General features: G+C 63.6%; 17 protein-coding genes. 9 read left to right on the top strand and 8 right to left on the bottom strand.

Annotated features, from left to right (window positions below; genetic code table 11):
• Nucleotides 1-197: 197 nt before the first annotated feature.
• A complete protein-coding gene (locus tag IEV88_RS01665; protein ID WP_206711313.1) occupies nucleotides 198-1,475 on the bottom strand; it encodes a mechanosensitive ion channel family protein in 1,278 nt (425 codons plus the stop codon).
• Nucleotides 1,476-1,556: 81 nt separating this feature from the next.
• Nucleotides 1,557-2,645, bottom strand: a complete 1,089-nt coding sequence (locus IEV88_RS01660; RefSeq protein WP_206711312.1) for a DUF6607 family protein — start codon at nucleotides 2,643-2,645, stop codon at nucleotides 1,557-1,559.
• Nucleotides 2,646-2,802: 157 nt separating this feature from the next.
• On the opposite strand from IEV88_RS01660, the gene IEV88_RS01655 reads away from it, so the two are divergent.
• Together IEV88_RS01655 and IEV88_RS01650 are read left to right on the top strand one after the other, a co-directional pair.
• Nucleotides 2,803-4,944 carry a TonB-dependent hemoglobin/transferrin/lactoferrin family receptor gene (locus IEV88_RS01655; protein WP_188159557.1) on the top strand — a complete coding sequence of 714 codons (2,142 nt, stop codon included), beginning with the start codon at nucleotides 2,803-2,805 and terminating at the stop codon, nucleotides 4,942-4,944.
• 11 nt (nucleotides 4,945-4,955) lie between these two features.
• Nucleotides 4,956-5,135: a hypothetical protein gene (locus IEV88_RS01650; RefSeq protein WP_188159556.1), complete on the top strand. Its 180-nt coding sequence runs from the start codon at nucleotides 4,956-4,958 to the stop codon at nucleotides 5,133-5,135.
• Here IEV88_RS01650 and IEV88_RS01645 read toward each other — a convergent pair.
• From IEV88_RS01645 to IEV88_RS01635, 3 genes are all read right to left on the bottom strand, one after another.
• Nucleotides 5,119-5,487, bottom strand: coding sequence for a YbjQ family protein (locus tag IEV88_RS01645; RefSeq protein WP_188159555.1), 369 nt, complete (start codon nucleotides 5,485-5,487; stop codon nucleotides 5,119-5,121). The genes IEV88_RS01650 and IEV88_RS01645 overlap by 17 nt on opposite strands.
• Nucleotides 5,488-5,509: 22 nt before the next feature.
• Complete coding sequence (locus IEV88_RS01640) at nucleotides 5,510-5,719, bottom strand: hypothetical protein (protein WP_188159554.1); 210 nt, start codon at nucleotides 5,717-5,719, stop codon at nucleotides 5,510-5,512.
• 75 nt (nucleotides 5,720-5,794) lie between these two features.
• Entirely contained in the window at nucleotides 5,795-6,751 is a 957-nt protein-coding gene (locus tag IEV88_RS01635; protein WP_188159553.1) for a glycine--tRNA ligase subunit alpha, read from the bottom strand.
• A 136-nt stretch (nucleotides 6,752-6,887) separates the two neighbouring features.
• On the opposite strand from IEV88_RS01635, the gene IEV88_RS01630 reads away from it, so the two are divergent.
• Together IEV88_RS01630 and rarD are read left to right on the top strand one after the other, a co-directional pair.
• Nucleotides 6,888-7,529, top strand: coding sequence for a flavodoxin family protein (locus IEV88_RS01630; protein ID WP_194420189.1), 642 nt, complete (start codon nucleotides 6,888-6,890; stop codon nucleotides 7,527-7,529).
• A gap of 192 nt (nucleotides 7,530-7,721) precedes the next feature.
• Nucleotides 7,722-8,639, top strand: coding sequence for an EamA family transporter RarD (gene rarD, locus IEV88_RS01625; protein ID WP_188159552.1), 918 nt, complete (start codon nucleotides 7,722-7,724; stop codon nucleotides 8,637-8,639).
• Nucleotides 8,640-8,651: 12 nt separating this feature from the next.
• Here rarD and IEV88_RS01620 read toward each other — a convergent pair whose 3' ends face one another.
• Together IEV88_RS01620 and IEV88_RS01615 are read right to left on the bottom strand one after the other, a co-directional pair.
• Nucleotides 8,652-10,334 (bottom strand): aq_1923 C-terminal domain, encoded by a 1,683-nt coding sequence (locus IEV88_RS01620; RefSeq protein ID WP_188159551.1) that lies wholly within the window; start codon nucleotides 10,332-10,334, stop codon nucleotides 8,652-8,654.
• Between the two features lie 182 nt (nucleotides 10,335-10,516).
• Nucleotides 10,517-11,170: a TlpA disulfide reductase family protein gene (locus IEV88_RS01615; RefSeq protein ID WP_188159550.1), complete on the bottom strand. Its 654-nt coding sequence runs from the start codon at nucleotides 11,168-11,170 to the stop codon at nucleotides 10,517-10,519.
• Nucleotides 11,171-11,243: 73 nt separating this feature from the next.
• Here IEV88_RS01615 and argH point away from each other — a divergent pair, with 73 nt between their 5' ends.
• Genes argH through IEV88_RS01600 form a run of 4 tightly spaced genes read left to right on the top strand, consistent with a single transcriptional unit; the run spans nucleotide 11,244 to nucleotide 15,237 of the window.
• On the top strand, nucleotides 11,244-12,650 hold the full coding sequence (argH, locus tag IEV88_RS01610; RefSeq protein WP_188159549.1) for an argininosuccinate lyase: 1,407 nt from the start codon (nucleotides 11,244-11,246) through the stop codon (nucleotides 12,648-12,650).
• Nucleotides 12,647-12,760 carry an LPS translocon maturation chaperone LptM gene (locus IEV88_RS15405; protein WP_444541742.1) on the top strand — a complete coding sequence of 38 codons (114 nt, stop codon included), beginning with the start codon at nucleotides 12,647-12,649 and terminating at the stop codon, nucleotides 12,758-12,760. The genes argH and IEV88_RS15405 overlap by 4 nt, the downstream gene beginning before the upstream one ends.
• Nucleotides 12,761-12,769: 9 nt before the next feature.
• On the top strand, nucleotides 12,770-14,041 hold the full coding sequence (gene lysA / locus IEV88_RS01605) for a diaminopimelate decarboxylase (RefSeq protein ID WP_188159548.1): 1,272 nt from the start codon (nucleotides 12,770-12,772) through the stop codon (nucleotides 14,039-14,041).
• Nucleotides 14,042-14,097: 56 nt separating this feature from the next.
• Nucleotides 14,098-15,237 carry an FG-GAP repeat domain-containing protein gene (locus IEV88_RS01600; RefSeq protein WP_188159547.1) on the top strand — a complete coding sequence of 380 codons (1,140 nt, stop codon included), beginning with the start codon at nucleotides 14,098-14,100 and terminating at the stop codon, nucleotides 15,235-15,237.
• A gap of 14 nt (nucleotides 15,238-15,251) precedes the next feature.
• Here the strand turns inward: IEV88_RS01600 and IEV88_RS01595 are convergent, their stop codons facing one another.
• Entirely contained in the window at nucleotides 15,252-15,638 is a 387-nt protein-coding gene (locus tag IEV88_RS01595; protein WP_188159546.1) for a DUF5658 family protein, read from the bottom strand.
• Nucleotides 15,639-15,828: 190 nt separating this feature from the next.
• Between IEV88_RS01595 and IEV88_RS01590 the strand changes: the two genes are divergently transcribed.
• Nucleotides 15,829-18,369 carry a TIGR02302 family protein gene (locus IEV88_RS01590; protein WP_188159545.1) on the top strand — a complete coding sequence of 847 codons (2,541 nt, stop codon included), beginning with the start codon at nucleotides 15,829-15,831 and terminating at the stop codon, nucleotides 18,367-18,369.
• Nucleotides 18,370-18,374 lie beyond the last annotated feature (5 nt).

The raw sequence follows: 18,374 nt of genomic DNA, 5'->3' as shown, positions 1-18,374 counted from the left end.
GGGCCGGTATCGCAGGCATGGTCCTGACCGGCTATGCCGTCGCGCTCGCGCCCCTGCTCTGACGGTTGCCCCATCGAAGGCGGAAAGTAAATCCGGACCGCGTCCCTGTACACCCACCAACCCGGGGACGCATCCCAGCGGGGCTGTCATCATCCGGACACCCCGCGACCCCACCCTCGACCGGTTTTTTCGCTTTCTTACTGCTGCCGGCTGCCCTCGTGGCCGGCAGCTTTTTTTTCGTCCGCAGCATCATCCTCCGGATGCTGGATCTGGTCGGAAATATTGCGATCGCGGCCGTCATCGGACGCCGGGCGCTCCGCGTCGCTGACGGCGATCTCGTTCTGGTCGATCTGCAGCTGGCCACGGCGGCGCGGCAGCGCACCCGGGCACTCGGCCTGCAGCCAGGAGATCATCTTCTCGCGAATCTCGCAGCGCAGATCCCAGGCGGTCGGTGAGTTCTTGGCGCTCATCAGCGCGCGCAGCTCCATCGTCTCCTCGCTGGTCTCGATCACCTGCAGCACCTGCACATCGCCGTCCCACAGGGCGGATTCGTCGAGAAACTCCTTCAGCTTCTCGCGCATCCTGCCAACCGGCGCGGTATAGTCGAGATGCCAGACGACGCTGCCGATGATCGACGCCGTCTCGCGGGTCCAGTTCTGGAACGGCTTCTCGATGATCTGGGTCAGGGGCACGACGAGCCGCCGCCAGTCCCAGATCTTGACCACCACATAGGTCGAGGTGATTTCCTCGATCCAGCCCCACTCGCCTTCCATGATCACCGCATCGCCGATGCGGATCGGCTGGGTCAGCGCGATCTGGATGCCGGCGAGCAGGTTCGACAGCACCGGCCGTGCGGCAAAGCCGATGACGATTCCGGCAACACCGGCCGACGCGAACAGCGACACGCCGATCGCACGCACGCTGGGGAAGGTCATCAACATGGTCGCGACCGTAACCAGCAGGATGACCATGGTCATCATCTGGCGCAGCACCCGCATCCGGGTGGTGATGCGCCGCGCCTCGAGATTATCCTCGGCGTCGAGATCATAGCGCGACATCCGTGCATCGGTCAGGGCACGGAGCACGAGAATGACCAGCCAGCCACAAACGCCAATGAGGAACAGATTGACGATCCGGTCGACAAACACACCCACCGCTTCGGGCATGGTGATGAGCGGCAGGGTCAGCTCGACGGCCAGGATCGCTACGGCAATGGTCGCCACCGAGCGTGCGCGGTGCAGGATGCGCATCAGCATCTGCTGCTTGCCGCGGCGCGCCGCTTTCATGGCCGTGCCATAGATCACCGATTTGACGAAGACCGCGATGATCACGGCGCTGATGAGGATGCCCGCCCCGATCAGGTTGGACATCTCGACACTGTCGACCATACCAGCCAATGGCTCTGCCACTCGACTGGCAAGAGGCTCAAGCAAATCGCCCTGGCCCGCTGGCTGGCCTGTTTGCGGCTGTGTCATGGCCTATCCTTTTTGCTGCAAGGCAAAGCATAGGCCCCGACCGCGTCCAGTCAAATCGGCCTCTGGCCCGAGCCTCGCCGATCAATCGGCAGCGGCCGCATCCTTGTCACCGACACCGGCAAGGCGCTCTTCGAGCGTACCGATGTCCGTGATGGTGTACTCCTCGATCAGCGCCTCTGCCTGCTCGCCTGCCTCGGCAACGGTCAAGGTCCCCTCCTCGACCTCCCCTGCAAGGTCGAGCAAGGGCATGTAGAGCGCTTCCGGCTCGCCCTGCACCGTCAGGCCGAACGCATCATGGTCCTGCTCGAGCGCCGTCCACGCATCGCGCACGATCGCCCAGTAATCAGCCGTTGCGGCCCAATACTCATCGGCAATGCTCGCTTCGAAACCGTCATCATTGTTGTAGGTATTGACCCCGATCTCCCGCACGAGGATCCGGGGCTCGCCACCCCGGAGGATCAGCTTGGAATTATCCTGCTCATGCACCCAGCCAGCGGGCGTGATGGCATGGCGATTGGTCGCCAGGATCGCGTCGTAATCGTCGCGCGTGGTTGCATCCCGGCGCGGCAGCGGCCGCATATTGGGCGGCGATGTCCAGCTGGAGACGCCATGCTCATGGGTCCACTCGGCCAGGGCGCCATAGCGCGGACCGTCATCGACCTGATAGACGAGCTGCGCCCATTTGCCGTCGCGCTCGACAGCGGAGAAATCCCGTTTGCGCCAGGCATTGCCGCCGGCATATTCCGGTATCGAGGCTGGCTCGAAGATCCAGTCCTGACGCCAGTGCTTGATCGGAAATTTCTGCTCGCCGCCGACGACGAGGATATGCTGCAGGCTGATGAAATCCTCATCATTGCGGATCACCCGCACGACCTCATGACCGCCGGACAGTTTCGGTTCCTTGAGCTCATAGCCCGCAACGAAGGGAACCGTTTCGGTGAAATCGAAGCTGACCTTGTAGTCGCCTGCCATCGCCAGGATCGCCGCCCTGTCCTGCTCCTTCTTCTCGGCCTCCGCGCCTGGATCAGTAACGGCCTGTTCGCGCGCAGACTGGAAGGAAGAGGCAATCTCCGGACCTGACGCTTGCGTCGCACAGCCCGTCGCCAGCGCGGCGGCCGCGCAAAGGGCTGGGAAGGTGAGAGTGGATGGAAGAAATGACTGTCTGATCACGGCTTGTCCCCTGAAAGTGCTTTTGGTGTGTGATGTCGCCCCGCTGATACATCGTGCCGGCACTAATTGCAAATGATTCTAAGAATCGTTTGCATTTTGGATTTTGCCTGTTATGAAACTGATAATCGTTCGCAACAATTTTCGATGAGGGGTCATCATGAAACAGCGTCTGCTCACCACGACCGCCCTGGCGCTCGGCGCCGTCCTGTCTTCACTGCCTGCCACGGCAAGCGCTGCCGATCAGGAGCCTGCGCAAGCCCGGGAGAGTGGAACCGGCAAGGACCAGACAGTCACGGACCTGGCCTATTCCGGCGAGGTTTTCACCATCACGGCCACCCGCAATCCGATGCCGGCCTTCGATTATCCGGGCTCGGTTTCGGTCATCACCACCGAAGAGATCGAGGACAAGCTCGCCTCCTCCATTGCCGACATATTCGATGAAGAGCCCGGTGTCCGTTTCGATGGCGGGCCGCGGCGCACGGGCGAGACCCCCTCGATCCGCGGCATAGAGGGCGAAGGCGTGGTCATCCTGTTCGACGGCGTGCGCCAGAGCTTCATCTCCGGTCATGACGGCCGGTTCTTCATCGAGCCCGATCTCGTCGCCCAGGCTGACGTCGTGCGCGGGCCAAGCTCAGCGCTGTACGGGTCCGGCGCGCTGGGCGGCGTGATCGCCCTGCGCACGCTCGACGCCTCCCACCTGCTGGGCGAGGGCGAGCGGTTCGGCTATCGCCTCGGCGCAGGTTATCAGGATGTCAATGGCGAGAGCCGGCTGGGCGGCACTGTCTTCGGCCGCTCCGCTGACGGACGGTTCGATGGTCTGGCGTCCCTGACCCGGCGTGAGGCCGGAGATATCAGCCTCGGGAATGGCCTTGACCTGACCGCTGACGACGAACTCCTGTCCGGTCTGGTCAAGGGCTCGGCCCGGCTGACACAGGCCCTGCGGCTCGAGGCAAGCTGGAACGGCTATACCGATGACGCCGTCGAGCCGAATAATGGTCAGGGCGCCAATGAAGGCGATCTGGTCGAAAAGGAAATCCGCAGCGACAGCTGGCGCGGCGCCCTCTCCTTCAACCCGGCAGGTAACAATCTCGTCGATGCGGGGCTGATCCTCTACGCCAATGAAGCCTCCGTCGATGAGGACGAGGTCGACAGCGATCGCACGATCGGCCGCACGGTCGAGAGCACCGGCATCGTCTTCGACAATCGCAGCCGCTTTGCCTTGTCCCCCGCCGCCAGCCTGACCGTCACCTATGGCGGGGAATATTACGAGGATGAACAGACGGGGACGGACAATAACACGGCCGACGGCACGCGCGGCGGCGTGCCCGATGCGAGTGCCGAGACGACCAGCCTGTTCGCCCAGGCAGAACTGGACATCGAGACCGGTATCGGCCGGTTCTCCTTCATCCCTGCCGTGCGCCATGACAGCTTCTCATCGAGCTCGCCTGCTGACGATCTGGAAATCGAGGATGATGCGACATCGGCCAAGGCCGGTCTTGCCTGGCGCCCGGCGCAATGGGCACTGCTCTACGCCAATTATGCCGAGGCGTTCCGTGCCCCCTCCTTCAACGAACTGTTCGCCGACGACATCCATTTCGTCATCCCCCTCGGCCCGGGCGTCGAAGCGGAGAATTCTTTCATTCCGAACCCTGACCTTCAGTCGGAGGAATCGACCAGCTGGGAAATCGGCGGCGGTGTGCAATTTGCCGGCCTGTTCGCACCAGCCGACAGCTTGCAGGTAAAGGCGGGGTATTATGCCTCGGACGTGGACAATCTGATCGACCTCAATGTCGATTTCGCCTTTTCCCCCGGATGTTTCGCCCCCGGCGCCAGCGCCTGCAATGCGGGCACGTCCAACTATGCCAATGTCGCCAACGCGAGGCTGGAAGGCTGGGAACTGGAAGCCGATTACGACAATGCCCGCTATTTCGCCTCGGTCAATTTCTCCAGCATCGACGGCGAGAACCGCGATACCGGAGAGTATGTCGGCATCCTGTCGCCCAACCGGCTGAACGTCAACTGGGGCGTGAAATTCCCGGAGATCGACACGAAGATTGGCATACGGACAGAACTCGCCGCCGATCATGACAAGGTCAACGATCCGGCGCAGGAACGCGACGGCTATCTCGTCAGCGATATCTATGCGTCATGGGCACCGGCCACCGGGTCTCTCGCCGGCCTGCGCATCGATGCCGGGTTCGACAATGTGTTCGACGAAGCCTATGAGCGCAGTTTTGCCGGCGTGCTCGCCCCCGGCCGCAATGCCAAACTCGCGATCCGCTGGACAGCGACGTATTAGGAGGTGGACAGATGGCATCGCTGAGAGACACCAAAGAGAGATATGGCTGGATATCCATCGCCCTGCACTGGGCGGGCGCGGCCTCCATCATCGCGCTCTATCTTCTGGGCGACGCCATCCATGATGCACAGGGGCGCGAGGCCCGCATCGCTGCGATCTGGCTGCTCTGCCCCGTCACGCTTTCGTCATGAAGGCCTGCGCGTCAGGCGCCTCAGCCGCCGTGCCTGCGGGTGCCAGTTTCACCGCCGTGCCGAAGGCGAGGATTTCCGCCGCGCCCTGGGTGACGGTCGAAGTGGTGAAGCGCATACCGACGATTGCGTCGGCGCCGAGGCTCTCCGCATGCTTGACCATGCGGTCATAGGCCTGCTCACGCGCTTCGGCCATCATCTTGGTATATTCGTTGACTTCCCCGCCGACGATATTGCGCAGTCCGGCGACGATGTCGTTGCCGACATGGCGGGCACGGATGACATTGCCCCGGCATATGCCAATCGTCTCGATAATGGCGCGGCCCTGAATGGTTTCTGTAGTGGCGACGATCATGGCGGTCCCTCTTCTTTGGCTCTTACTCGTTGATATTGTCTTCGTAATGACGGTTTTCCTTGTCCGTCAGCTTGTCGCGGACGACCTTGAACAGACCGAAGCCGCAAAGCCCCAGCGCGATGAGGCCGATGATGCCGAACGGCCAGATCGCGATCATGCCGGTAATCAGCACGATGACGTAGAGCGCCGCGACGACGCAGATGATGGCCAGAGCCAGATTTCCAAGCGACATGGCGTTCCTCCCTTACACTACAGGTAGGAACAGAATGTCGCAGCCGCAAGGAATTGGGAAGGATTATTCGCCGGTCTATTCCGCCGCGAAATCGACGATGCCGGCGCCCTCGCCCCGGCCCATCGGGCTCGCCAGCCACGCCTCGCAACAGGCCTTGGCCAGCGTGCGCACGCGCAGGATGTAGGACTGGCGCTCGGCGACGGAGATGACGCCGCGGGCATCGAGGAGGTTGAACAGATGGCTCGCCTTGATGCACTGGTCATAGGCCGGCAGCGCATAGGAGACGCCCTTGTCCCTGCCCGCCTCGATGATGCGCAGACAGGCTGTCTCGGCCTCCCTGAACTGGTCGAGCAGATCGTCCGTGTTCGCCAGTTCGAAATTATAGCCGGAGAATTCAACTTCCTGCTGGTGGAACACATCGCCATAAGTCACGCCTTCATCGTTGAAGGCCAGGTCGAAGCCATTGTCGACGCCCTGCACATACATGGCGAGGCGCTCCAGGCCATAGGTGATCTCGCCGGTCACCGGCTTGCAATCGAAGCCGCCGACCTGCTGGAAGTAGGTGAACTGCGTCACTTCCATGCCGTCGCACCAGACTTCCCAGCCAAGGCCCCAGGCGCCCAGCGTCGGGCTTTCCCAGTCATCCTCGACGAAGCGGATATCGTGCACGGAGCGGTCGACGCCGATCGCGTCGAGCGAGCCGAGATAGAGCTCCTGGATATTGTCCGGGCTCGGTTTCAGCGCGACCTGGAACTGGTAGTAATGCTGGAACCGGTTCGGGTTGGCACCATAGCGCCCGTCGGTCGGGCGGCGGCAGGGCTGGACATAGGCGGCCTTCCACGGCTTCGGCCCGAGCGAGCGCAGCGTCGTTGCCGGGTGGAAAGTCCCTGCCCCCATCTCCATGTCGTAAGGCTGCAGGATGACGCAGCCCTGGTCCGACCAGTAGCGCTGCAGCGTCAGGATCAGGTCCTGAAAGGACAGCGGCTTCGCGCTGGCGTCATTGTTCTCGTTGGCGGCGGCAGAATGGCTCACGGGTCAGGTCCTGTCTGAAAAATCGTCTCCCGCGTTGCTACTTCCCCCGCCCGTCCCGGTCAAGCAGCGGCGACTTCCGCAACCAATCGGCACTCTTCGTGTTGGCTGACCGAAACGCACCGACAAGGAGACCCCGATGGCCGACGACTTCCTCACCCGCGACACGATCAAGGCGCTGTATCTCAACTGCTCGCTGAAATCCTCCTCCGACCAGTCGAACACCGAGGCGCTGATGAAGGAATCGATGGCGATCCTCGGCGATCAGGGCATCGAGACGGAACTCGTCCGCATCGCCGACAAGAAGATCGACGCGGTGATGGACCCGAAACATGAAGATGAGTGGACCGGGGAGATTTACCCCATGGTCCGCGACGCCAACATCCTGATCATCGGCTCGCCGATCTGGCTCGGCGAGATGTCCTCCCTGACCACGAAAGTGATCGAGCGGCTCTACGCCCATTCCGCCGAGACCAATGACAAGGGCCAGTACGCCTATTACGGCCAGGTCGGCGCAGCCATGGTCACCGGCAATGAGGATGGCGGCAAGCATGTCTGCCGCAACATCCTCTATTCGCTCCAGCATGTCGGCTTCACCATCCCGCCCCAGTCGGATGTCTACTGGGTCGGCGAGGCCGGCCCCGGCCCGTCCTATATCGCCGCCGGCGGCAATGATTTCACCACCAATATGTGCCAGACGATGAGCTGGAACGTCATCCATTTTGCCCGCATGCTGAAAGAGAATGGCGGCATCCCGGCGAAGGGCAATATGAGCGAATAGGCGCCCTCCCCATCTGCCCGATACCATTGCGCCCTCAGATGTGATCAGCGCCTGTCCGGGGCGGCTTCACAGAGGCGGTGGCGCGCTCTATGAGGCCTCCATCAGTCCCCGATCGAGTTTGACGGCTGTTTTCGGGACGGTGTGCGACACCGGCGTTGTTATGCCGGTAAGGCGTCAGGACCGGAGGCAGGCATGCAATCGCCGCAAGAGCACGATGAAAACATCAGGACCGGCCTGATTGCGGGCCTTGCCGCCTATACGCTGTGGGGCTTCCTGCCGATCTATTTCAAGGTGCTGGGCCCGGTCGCGGCGACCGAAGTGCTCGCCCACCGCATCATCTGGGCGGTGCCCGTCGGCGCGCTGATCCTCACCCTGCGCAGCCAGTGGCCGGAGGTGCGCAAGGCGTTCACGGACTGGCGCGCCCTGCGCGGCATGGGCATCACCGCCGCCTTCATCGCCGTCAATTGGGGCGTCTATATCTGGACCGTGCAGACCGACCGGATCTTCCAGGCGAGCCTCGGCTATTACATCAACCCGCTGATGTTCGTGCTCGTCGGCGTGATCGTGAACCGCGAAGTGCTGCGCCGCGGCCAGATCGCCGCCGTCGCGCTTGCCGCCATCGGCGTCAGCGTGCTGACCATCTATGGCGGCGTCTTCCCGTGGATTTCCTTCGTCCTCGCGATCAGCTTCACCTTCTATGGCTATCTGAGGAAGACCGTGCAGATCGGCGCCATGCCGGGCCTGTTCATCGAGACGATCTGGCTGCTCCTGCCCGCCATCGGTTTCTGGGTCTGGCTCGAACTGCAGGGCGCATCTGCCTTCGTGCCGTCGGCGCCCGGCACGATCGGGCTGCTGTTGCTGGCCGGGCCGCTGACGGTCATCCCGCTCCTGTTTTTCGCGATCTCGGCGCGGCGGCTGAAGCTGTCGACCATCGGCTTCATGCAGTTTCTCGGGCCGACCCTGCAATTCTGTGTCGGGCTGTATTACGGCGAAACCTTCACCACCGCCCATGCCATTTGCTTCGGCTTCATCTGGGTCGCAGTGATCGTCTTCAGCCTCGACGCGCTTGGCGCCGGCCGGCGCCCGAAACGGGTCGCCGAACCGACATAAGCGAACAGCCGCCTATTCCTCGTGCGTCACCGTCAGGGCGAGCGTCGAGGGGATCATCTGCGGCGAGGTCTGGGACAACAGGCCCAGCGTCATCAGCGGCACCGGGCTTTCCGGCGACATGGCGATCTCCAGCGTCCCGCCCTCGGTCAGGAACGTGGTCAGCGATGCGGCATAGTCACTGACTTCCGGCACCATTTGCGAGGCCTGGGACGAGCCCAGCGCGATCAGCGCCGGCAGGCTTGCGCGCAGCTCTTCCGGCGTCTGGTCGGTCTCATGGGCCGCAATCGCCATGATGCCATCGAGCAGTTTCTCGTCGTCGAACCGGATCGTCATGCCATCGATGGAAAGACCGGCCAGCAGCAGCGGGTTCTGCGTCGTGATCGCCGTGTTGACCTGCTGCAGCGTCAGCCCGGACACGGCGTAGTTCACATCGATCGCGGCATGGCCCGGCATATCGACGTCATAGGTCAGCGCCGCCGCGCCTTCATCGGGATCATAAGTCCACAGGAACTCGCCCTCTGACGGCAGATCGTCGAAGCCGTGCTCGCGCAGGATAGCCAGCATCTCCGTTTCGCTCTCATCGACCAGCGCCGTCATGTCGGCGACCGAGCCACGCGAGGTCATGCGGATTTTCGACGGGATCAGCCAGGCGAACTCGACCGGCTCCATCATCGCATATTCCGTGTAGGAATACCGCTTGCCGTTGATCCAGCTTTCCATGTCGGCGGTCTCGAATTTGCCGAAGGACACAAGCCCGTCTTCGTCGATTGACGGCAATTCTTCATTGGCGGCGGCATCGAGCACGCCGGACAGGTTCATGCCGTCCCATTTGCCGGCGGCCATGACGATACGCTGCTCGGCCGGGAAGAACATGTCGCGAAACGGCGTGTCGAGAAAATATGCCATCGGCCCGGCACCGCCGTCGGCATTTTCCAGCTCGGCGATCATCGCCTCGACATCCTGCTCGACAGTATATTCCAGGTTCTTGAACACCATCGGCCCGACGGCACCGCGTGCCAGATCGGACAGGCGCAGATCGTCGACGGCAAAGCCGAACGACATCGTCTCGTCACCGACACCCTCGGCGGCGAGGTCCTTGAGGAAGAACCCGCCGAGGCTGAAGCCCTCGCCCGACAGCGGATCTTCGCCCGCCATGGCGCTGTCCATCTGCATACGGTCGAATTCGACGGCGGCGACGTCGATCGTGCCGTTGAACTCCAGCGTCTCATGTCCGGACAGGGAGACGTCGTACAGGCGCACCTTGCGGAAGACTTCCTGCAGCCCGGTCACCGTTTCTTCGGCCCGCAGCGCTTCGAGATAGTCGAAATTGACATCGAACAGCTCGGCCCGGCCGATGGTGAAGACGCGGCCCTCCTCGGTATTCGAGATACCCGTCAGAACCAGCGCGCCGAGATTGTCGTCGAATGCGGCATTACCGACCTGGAAAGGCGCCGAATCAGCGCTGTCCATCAGCGCGTTGAACCGGGCAAGATCGCCGGCATCGCCATTGGAGATGCGAAACGGCTTGTCGATCGGCGACCCGGCAGTGATATCGATCAGCGCGGAGCCGGCAGCATTCTCGATGGCGGAGCCGGTCTGCGTGCCGTCTCCCTCGTCATCGCCGCAGCCAGCGACGACGAACAGCGAAACACAGGCGCTGGCGAGCAGCGTGCGGCGGAAAAATCCAGTCTTCATGTGTAAACTCCCTCGTGCCCGGCCTGTCCGGCGACCCTTCGCCGCAACAAGATGACATTCCTCTCAACCGCCAGGAAATGGCAGTGCCTTACCGGGCACACTTGTCGCGTGAATCAGGCCTGAAGTCCAGTGACGCCGCGCGCGCCCTTCCGGATTTCACCATCTGATTTCAGCGCTTGATTTCAGCCCTTGATTTCTCTGCCCGCAATGGCGGCATTGATCAGGTTCACCGCATCGTCGCTGGCCCAGTCGGCGCCGCCGACCAGACGGCCAATCTCATTGCCCTTCGCGTCGTAAAGCACGGAGACCGGCAGCGCTGTCGAGCCGCCCATCGTCGTGGCGAAGCTCAGCAGCGGATCGGAATAGAGATCGAGCGTGTCGATGCCGTGTTCATCGAAAAAACGCAGCGCCTTTTCCTCGGCCCGCGGTTCGGCGGCAATGGCCACGACCTGGAAATCGTCCCCGCCCATCTTCTTTTGCAAAGCGTTGAGAGACGGCATTTCCTCGAGACAGGGCGCGCACCATGTCGCCCACAGATTGACCAGCACCACCTGACCGCGGAAATCGGCAAGGCTGACCTGTCCGCCGGGCCCGGTGAACGCCACCTGGGGCGCCCTGCGTGGCGGGAAGGCGGGCGTGAAATCCGCCATCTCGCCGCCCACCCTGTGGCTGCCGACCGGCACCGTGCCGGGGCGTGGCGCATCGGACGGAATCATCGCGCTGATCGAGATGAAGGCCAGGAATATTGCCCCGAGCCCCATCCAGACCAGCAGGAGGAAGCGTGGCTGAAGATATTTGGAGAAACCGCTTGGCTGTTTGTTTTCAGAATCCAACATTTCCTGACCCATTATGCCATTTCGCGCCGAGAAGGCTCTATCATGGCGCTGTCATTTCGCTATATAGGACGCCATGACCGAGAAAAAGACCGGAAACCAGATGTGGGGCGGGCGCTTCGCCGCAGGTCCCTCTGCGATCATGGAAGCGATCAACGCCTCCATCGACGTCGATCGTCGTCTGTGGCGCGAGGACATCATGGGCTCGCGCGCCCATGCGCGCATGCTCGCCGCCCAGGGGATCATCTCCAGCGATGATCTGGCCGCCATCGAGACCGGCCTTGAACAGGTCGCCGCCGAGATCGAGGAAGGGTCCTTCCCCTTTTCCGCCGCACTGGAAGACATTCACATGAATGTCGAGGCACGCCTGAAGGAGATCATCGGCGAACCGGCAGGCCGCCTGCACACGGCCCGCTCGCGCAACGACCAGGTCGCGACGGATTTCCGCCTGTGGGTGCGCACCGCCTGCCTGCGCATGGATGCCCTGCTGGCCGACCTGCAAAAGGCGCTGCTCGGCCAGGCAGAGCGACACGCTGCCACGGTCATGCCCGGCTTCACCCATCTGCAGACGGCCCAGCCCGTCACCTTCGGTCATCACTGCATGGCCTATGTCGAGATGTTCGCCCGCGACCGCCAGCGCTTCACCGATGCGGTCAATCGCATGAATGAATGCCCGCTCGGCGCCGCAGCGCTGGCCGGCACGTCCTTCCCGATCGACCGCGACGCCACCGCCGCGGCGCTCGCCTTCGACCGGCCGACAGCGAACTCGCTCGATACGGTGTCCGCCCGCGATTTCGCCGTGGAGGCCGTCTCCGCCGCCGCGATCAGCGCCATGCACATCTCGCGGCTGGCCGAGGAAATCGTCATCTGGTGCACGGCCCAGTTCAACTTCATCCGCCTGCCCGACGATTACTCCACCGGCTCCTCGATCATGCCGCAAAAGCGCAACCCGGATGCGGCGGAGCTGTGCCGCGCCAAGGTCGCCCGCATCATCGGCGATCTCAACGGGCTGATGATCATGCTGAAGGGCCTGCCGCTGGCCTATTCCAAGGACATGCAGGAAGACAAGGAACAGACCTTCGATGCCTTCGATGCGCTGGAACTGTGCCTCCGCGCCATGGCAGGCATGGTCAGCGGCATGAGCGTCAACGAGGCCCGCATGCGCGCTGCCGCCGGTCACGGTTTTTCGACGGCCACCGACCTGGCCGACTGGCTGGTGCGCGAATTGAACCTGCCCTTCCGCGACGCCCATCACGTCACCGGCGCCCTCGTCGCCATCGCCGAGGAAAAGGGCTGCGACCTCGCCGAGCTATCGCTCGACGATATGCAATCCGTGCACGGCGAAATCGCCGCCGATGTCTTCTCGGTACTGACCGTCGACCATTCCGTCGCCTCGCGTACCTCCTATGGGGGCACGGCCCCCGACAATGTCCGGGCGCAGATCGCCCGCTGGAAAGAGCTGATGAAAGGACCCGCATCATGAAACAGCTTCTCCTACTGCTCACCGCCTGCCTCGTTCTCGCCGCCTGCGGCAAGAAAGCCGAGCTCGAAGTCCCGCCCCCGCCGGGCGAAATGCAGGACGAATCCGAATAAGGCTGCTCGATGCATCATTTTGAATACCGCGACGGCGTCCTCCACGCCGAAGACATTCCGCTCGACCGTCTTGCCGGCGAGATCGGCACGCCGTTCTATTGCTATTCGGCGGCGACCCTGCGCCGGCACTATTCAGTCTTCGCCGATGCCTTCAAGGGGCAGGACACGCTGGTCGCCTTCTCGGTCAAGTCACTGTCCAATGTCGCCGTCCTCTCCCTGCTTGCAAAGCTTGGCGCGGGCGCGGACGTCGTCTCCGGCGGCGAGCTGTTCCGTGCCCTGAGGGCCGGTATTCCCGGCGAGAAAATCGTCTTCTCCGGCGTCGGCAAGACCCGCGCCGAGATGGCCGACGCCCTGAAGGCAGGGATCTGCCAGTTCAATGTCGAATCCGAAGCCGAGCTGATCGCCCTCGACGAGGTTGCCCGCTCGATGAACGTCAGGGCACCCGTGGCCCTGCGCGTCAACCCGGACGTTGCCGCCGGCTCCCATGACAAGATCTCCACCGGACGCAAGACCGACAAGTTCGGCATCTCGTGGTCGATCGCGGCGGACGTCTATGCCAGGGCAGCGACCATGGAAGGCATCGATGTCAGCGGCGTCGACGTGCATATCGGCTCGCAGATCACGGACCTTGCCCCTTTCGGTTCGGCGTTTTCGAAAGTTGCCGCCCTCGTCAGTACGCTGCGCGACCAGGGCCACGACATCCGCCGGCTCGATCTCGGCGGCGGCCTCGGCGTGCCCTATCACCACCAGGACGCCACCCCGCCCCCGCCCCATCCGCTTGACTATGCCAAGGTCATCCACGAGACGGCGAGCCATCTCGACCTCCAGCTGATCTTCGAGCCGGGCCGGATGATCGCAGGCAATGCCGGTATCCTCGTCGCCCGCGTCACCTATCTGAAGGAAAATGAAGGCCGCCATTTCGCCATTCTCGACTGCGGCATGAACGATCTGATCCGCCCGGCGCTCTACGATGCCTGGCACGATATCATCCCCGTGACCGAACCGGCCGAAGGCGTCGGCACAAGCCTGATCGACATAGTCGGCCCTGTCTGCGAATCGACCGACCGTTTCGCCCGCAACCGCGACATGCCGCCGCTCAAGCCCGGCGATCTCGTCGCCTTCCTGACCGCCGGGGCCTATGGCGCCGTACAGGGGAATGAGTACAACACCCGGCCGCTGGCACCGGAATTACTCGTCGATGGCGACCGGCACGCAATCATCCGCCGGCGCCCGACCTATGACGAGATGATCGCCCGCGAGGATGTCCCCGACTGGGTATAGTGCTGGTATTCCCCCGGCACATTCCCCAGTGTGGCCGCACAACGGGAGGACCGCCAGTGTATCATTCCATGAATCGCCGCATTTCCATCATCGCCATCATCGCGGCGCTCGTACCATCACTGGCGTCTGCGGAACAATTCACGACCGCCATCGGCGATGATCGCATTCTGATGACCGAAGATTATTTCCTGATCTTCGGCGGCGGTGACGAGCTGACCGCCGGTCTCGGCATGGCCGATTTCGACGCTGACGGCGACACCGACATGGCCGTCATCAATGGCCGTCACTGGCCGGGTCAGGATGTGGTCATGTTCAACAATGGCGCCGGCCGCTTCCCCGCAGCTGCAAATATCGGCGCGATGCGCACCACCGGCTATGGCGCCAGCCCGGCCGATGTCGACGGGGACGGTGATATCGATCTCGTGGTCGCCCGCGACCTTCTCGCGCCCGCTGTCTACGTCAATGACGGCAAGGGCGGCCTCGGTCTGACTGTCGAGTTCGGTGTACCCGGCTCGGCCCGCGACATCGCCACCGGCGACTTCAACGCCGACGGCATCATCGACGCCGTGCTGACCGACAGGGGCGACGGCAGTTTCATCGCCTTCGGCCCGCTGCTGGATGGTCCGCAGACTGAAGTGATCTTTGAGGGCAATGCCGTCGGCGTCGAGGTCGCGGACTTGAATGCCGATGGCCTCGACGACATCGTCTTCACGCTTCGCGGCGGCGCGACCCTCGCCGTGCTCATCAATCAGGGGGATGGTTTCGCTGACCCCGTGCTGCTCGGCGGCGAAGACCAGCAGTCCCGCGCGGTCGCGGCGGCCGACATGGATGGCGATGGCGACATGGATCTTGTGGCCGCCGTGCTCACAGGCCCGAACCGGATCTTCTACAATGATGCCGGAAATTTCGACCGGTCGGTTGCCATCGGCCCTGCGGATGAAGCCTCAGCCGCCATTGCCATCGCCGATATCGATCAGGATGGCCGCCCCGACGCGGTCTTCGGCAATGAGGGCACGAACAGTCTCTATCTGAACCGGGCGGATGGCTTCGAGATCATCGCCATCGCCGGCGATGAAGGCGACACCTACGACATCAAGACGGTCGATATCACCGGCGACGCCTGGCCCGACATCCTCGTCGCCAACTCAGGCAGCCCCAATGTCATCTACTGGAACCGCCCAACCCGGAAAGAATAAGGGACCGACGGTGCCTACAGCACGCCGATCACGTGGAAATTGTTCCACACGGTGATCGCGGTCAGCAGGACGGCGACGGAGAACATGCCGAGCACCAGCCGGTGCGGGAACCACAGGATCATGGCCGACGCGATCAGCTGCAGGCCCAGCTTGGCCAATACCCAGCCATTATGCAGCGACTCCATCAACACCCGCAGGAACGGGTTCGCCTCCGTGCCTGCCTGCATCTGCAGCCCGGCCAGGGTCGACATCACGTCGAGGGCGCCGATGACATTGTAGAGGATGGCGATGATGGCCGAGGCAATGAACAACGCGCGATCGTTGCGGGCATCGCGGGCGTGGTGGGCGATCCTTTTCCAGCGCTGCCAGACGTTCTTTGTCGTTGTTGTTGCTGCAGTCATGCGATCGGACCCCGCTCGTTGGTATTCTTAACAAAAGGTTTACGGACCTTCTGGACTGCAAGAGCCGGGCCGGTTGGTGACACGCCTGCGGCCATGTTTTCCACCTTATGCCTAATTGACTGAAAAACCATACGAATCTGACCGATAAGATAATCGACCCGGAGGCCGGTAAACGCTAGGATTAATGACCATGATCAAGTCCAGACTATCACGGCAGGAACGGGCTGCGGAGGCCCGGATATACAGGGCGCAACTGGTCCTGTTCCTTGAGAAGCTGTGGCCGGCGCTGCTGCCAGCGCTCGGTGCCGTTGCGGCATTCCTGCTGCTGACACTGTTTCAGCTGTGGCAGTTCCTGCCGTGGATCGCTCATTATGCGGTCCTGGCGGCACTGGCTGGCGCCGGCGCGTTTTTCCTGATTCGCGATTTGAAGGACCTCGACTGGCCGCGCCGGGCCGAAGCGCTCGACCGGCTCGAGAAAGACGGCAAGGTGCCCCACGCCGCCCTGCGCGCCCGCGAGGACAGGCCATTCAGCCAGGCCGATTCGGACAGCCCCCTGTGGCGGGCGCACCTGTCGCGCATGGACCAGCTCTCCGGCACGGCAAAACTCGACAAGGCGCACGCAACGGCTGACCGGATCGACCCGTGGAATCTGCGCTATGGCGTGCTGCTGCTGCTGGTCCTCGCCACGTTCATCGCCTGGGGGGATTTCGGCGCGCGCTTCTGGAACGCGGTCTCGCCGCGCCCGGCAGGGTCGATCCCGGCGACCGTCGATCTGTGGATCGACCCGCCCGCCTATACCGGCCGCGCGCCCGTGATCCTCGTCCAGTCCGATGCCAATCCCGAGGGCAGCCAGCCCGGCATCGCCGTGCCGGAGGGCTCGGTCCTCCATGCCCGTATCAATGGTGCCGACCGGCGCGGACCCGGGCGGGCAAGACTGGTCGTCGAGACAAATGATGGCCGGTTCAGCCCCGACCTGTCCCGCAGCGAAACAGCCCTGACCGGCGAGGCCAGCCTCGGCGAGAATGCCGCCATCACCCTCAGCGTCAATGGCCGCCGCGCCAGCTGGCCGGTCGTCGTCGCCCCGGACCAGCGCCCCCGGATCAACTTCGCCGAGGACCCCGTTGCGACGGACGAAGGCCGCGTGCGGCTGGTCGTCGAGCTCGACGACGATTACGGCATCACGGAAAGCTTCGCGGTGATGAGCCTCGATCCCGATCAGGACCGCCCGCTCGACACGCCCGCGATCAGCGCCAATCGCGCCGCCGATGAGGAGATCGTGCCCGTCTCCGGCCTGACCGGTGCCTATGGCGTGCGCTCCGCCGAACTGACCCTGACCGACCACCCCTGGGCCGGTCTCGATGTGAACCTCCGGATTCTGGGCAAGGATGGCGCCGGACAGGAAGCGACAACCGAGACGGTCAGCGTCACCCTGCCGGAGCGCGATTTCTACAACCCCCTCGCCCGGGCCATCATTCATGAACGGCGCAATCTTGCCGTTGCGCCGGATAGCTGGACCCGGACGAGCCGCAGCCTCGACGCGCTGACCTTCGCCCCGGACCGCTTCTTCGACCGGCCGACCGAATATCTGCTGCTGCGCGCCGCCTATTGGGGCGTCATCAATGGCCGCGGCGAGAATGTCAGTGATCTGATCGACGAGTTCTGGCCGCTGGCGCTGCAGCTTGAGGATCAGGCACTGGAGCTTGCCCGCCGTGCCCTGGCCGCCGCCCAGCAGGCCCTGCGCGAAGCCTTGGAGCGTGGTGCCAGCCAGTCGGAAATCCAGCGCCTCGTCGAGAACCTGCGCTCGGCCATGCAGAACTATATCCAGGCTCTCGCAGAGTCAGGCCAGTCCATGGCGAACCGGGAGGGCGAAGCGCAGGAGCTCGAAGCCCGCGATCTCGACGATATTCTCGATTCCATCAACGAATTGTCCGACAGCGGTGCCAACAACGCCGCCCGCCAGCTTCTGTCGGAGCTGGAGCAGATGCTGCAGAACCTGCAGATCACGCAGGGCGGCGGGTCCCAGTCGGGCGGACAGCAGCAGTCCGGCGGCCAGCAACAGGGCGAGGGGTCCGGCGAAGGCGGCCAGCAGGGCGCAGGCGGCGAAGCGGCCCAGCGCACCGGCGACCTGATCGGCCGCCAGCGCGACCTTGCCGACGACACCTTCGACGCCCAGCGCCAGCAATTGGCGCCGGACGGGTCCGGCGGTACGGCCCCCTCGGCCGCCGAGCTCCAGCAGCAGCAGCAGCAGCTCGGCAATGCCGTCGATGACTTGCTGGAGGATCTCGACAATGCGACGGCCGAGAGCGGCAACGCCGATGGCGAGGACGTCGCCCGCTCGTTCCGCGAGGCGCGCGAGCGCATGGCCGATGCCGCCGAAGCGCTGGAAAATGGCAATCTCGGTGCGGCGGGGGCTTTCCAGCAGGAAGCGCTCGATGCCCTGCGCGAAGGGGCCGACGGCATATCCGATCAGATCATGCAGGCCCAGCAGGGCGACGAGGAAGGCAGCGAGGGCGAGCGCGCCGGTAATGGCCGCAACGGCACGCAGGCGCAGGTCGACCCGCTCGGCCGGCCCTATGGCGCCCCGGCACCATCCAGCGATATCGGCATTCCCGACCTGTCGGACCCCGAACGCGCGCGCGAGCTCATCCTCGAATTGCGGCGCAAACTGTCAGAGCCCGGACGGACCGAGGAAGAGATCGACTATCTGGAACGGCTGCTGGAACGCTTCTGACCCGT

Source organism: Aquisalinus flavus (genome assembly GCF_014640095.1).
In the GTDB taxonomy this organism is placed as follows: Bacteria; Pseudomonadota; Alphaproteobacteria; order Caulobacterales; family Parvularculaceae; genus Aquisalinus; species Aquisalinus flavus.
Note: the sequence above shows the minus strand (reverse complement) of the source record. Positions and strands in the feature narration are given on the sequence as shown.

Bases quoted from the DNA above. Each gene is read 5' to 3' on its own strand.
- IEV88_RS01665 (WP_206711313.1), bottom strand. From the start codon at position 1,475: ATGACACAGCCGCAAACAGGCCAGCCAGCGGGCCAGGGCGATTTGCTT.
- IEV88_RS01655 (WP_188159557.1), top strand. From the start codon at position 2,803: ATGAAACAGCGTCTGCTCACCACGACCGCCCTGGCGCTCGGCGCCGTC.
- IEV88_RS01650 (WP_188159556.1), top strand. From the start codon at position 4,956: ATGGCATCGCTGAGAGACACCAAAGAGAGATATGGCTGGATATCCATC.
- IEV88_RS01645 (WP_188159555.1), bottom strand. From the start codon at position 5,487: ATGATCGTCGCCACTACAGAAACCATTCAGGGCCGCGCCATTATCGAG.
- IEV88_RS01640 (WP_188159554.1), bottom strand. From the start codon at position 5,719: ATGTCGCTTGGAAATCTGGCTCTGGCCATCATCTGCGTCGTCGCGGCG.
- IEV88_RS01630 (WP_194420189.1), top strand. From the start codon at position 6,888: ATGGCCGACGACTTCCTCACCCGCGACACGATCAAGGCGCTGTATCTC.
- rarD (WP_188159552.1), top strand. From the start codon at position 7,722: ATGCAATCGCCGCAAGAGCACGATGAAAACATCAGGACCGGCCTGATT.
- IEV88_RS01620 (WP_188159551.1), bottom strand. From the start codon at position 10,334: ATGAAGACTGGATTTTTCCGCCGCACGCTGCTCGCCAGCGCCTGTGTT.
- IEV88_RS01615 (WP_188159550.1), bottom strand. From the start codon at position 11,170: ATGTTGGATTCTGAAAACAAACAGCCAAGCGGTTTCTCCAAATATCTT.
- argH (WP_188159549.1), top strand. From the start codon at position 11,244: ATGACCGAGAAAAAGACCGGAAACCAGATGTGGGGCGGGCGCTTCGCC.
- IEV88_RS15405 (WP_444541742.1), top strand. From the start codon at position 12,647: ATGAAACAGCTTCTCCTACTGCTCACCGCCTGCCTCGTTCTCGCCGCC.
- lysA (WP_188159548.1), top strand. From the start codon at position 12,770: ATGCATCATTTTGAATACCGCGACGGCGTCCTCCACGCCGAAGACATT.
- IEV88_RS01595 (WP_188159546.1), bottom strand. From the start codon at position 15,638: ATGACTGCAGCAACAACAACGACAAAGAACGTCTGGCAGCGCTGGAAA.
- IEV88_RS01590 (WP_188159545.1), top strand. From the start codon at position 15,829: ATGATCAAGTCCAGACTATCACGGCAGGAACGGGCTGCGGAGGCCCGG.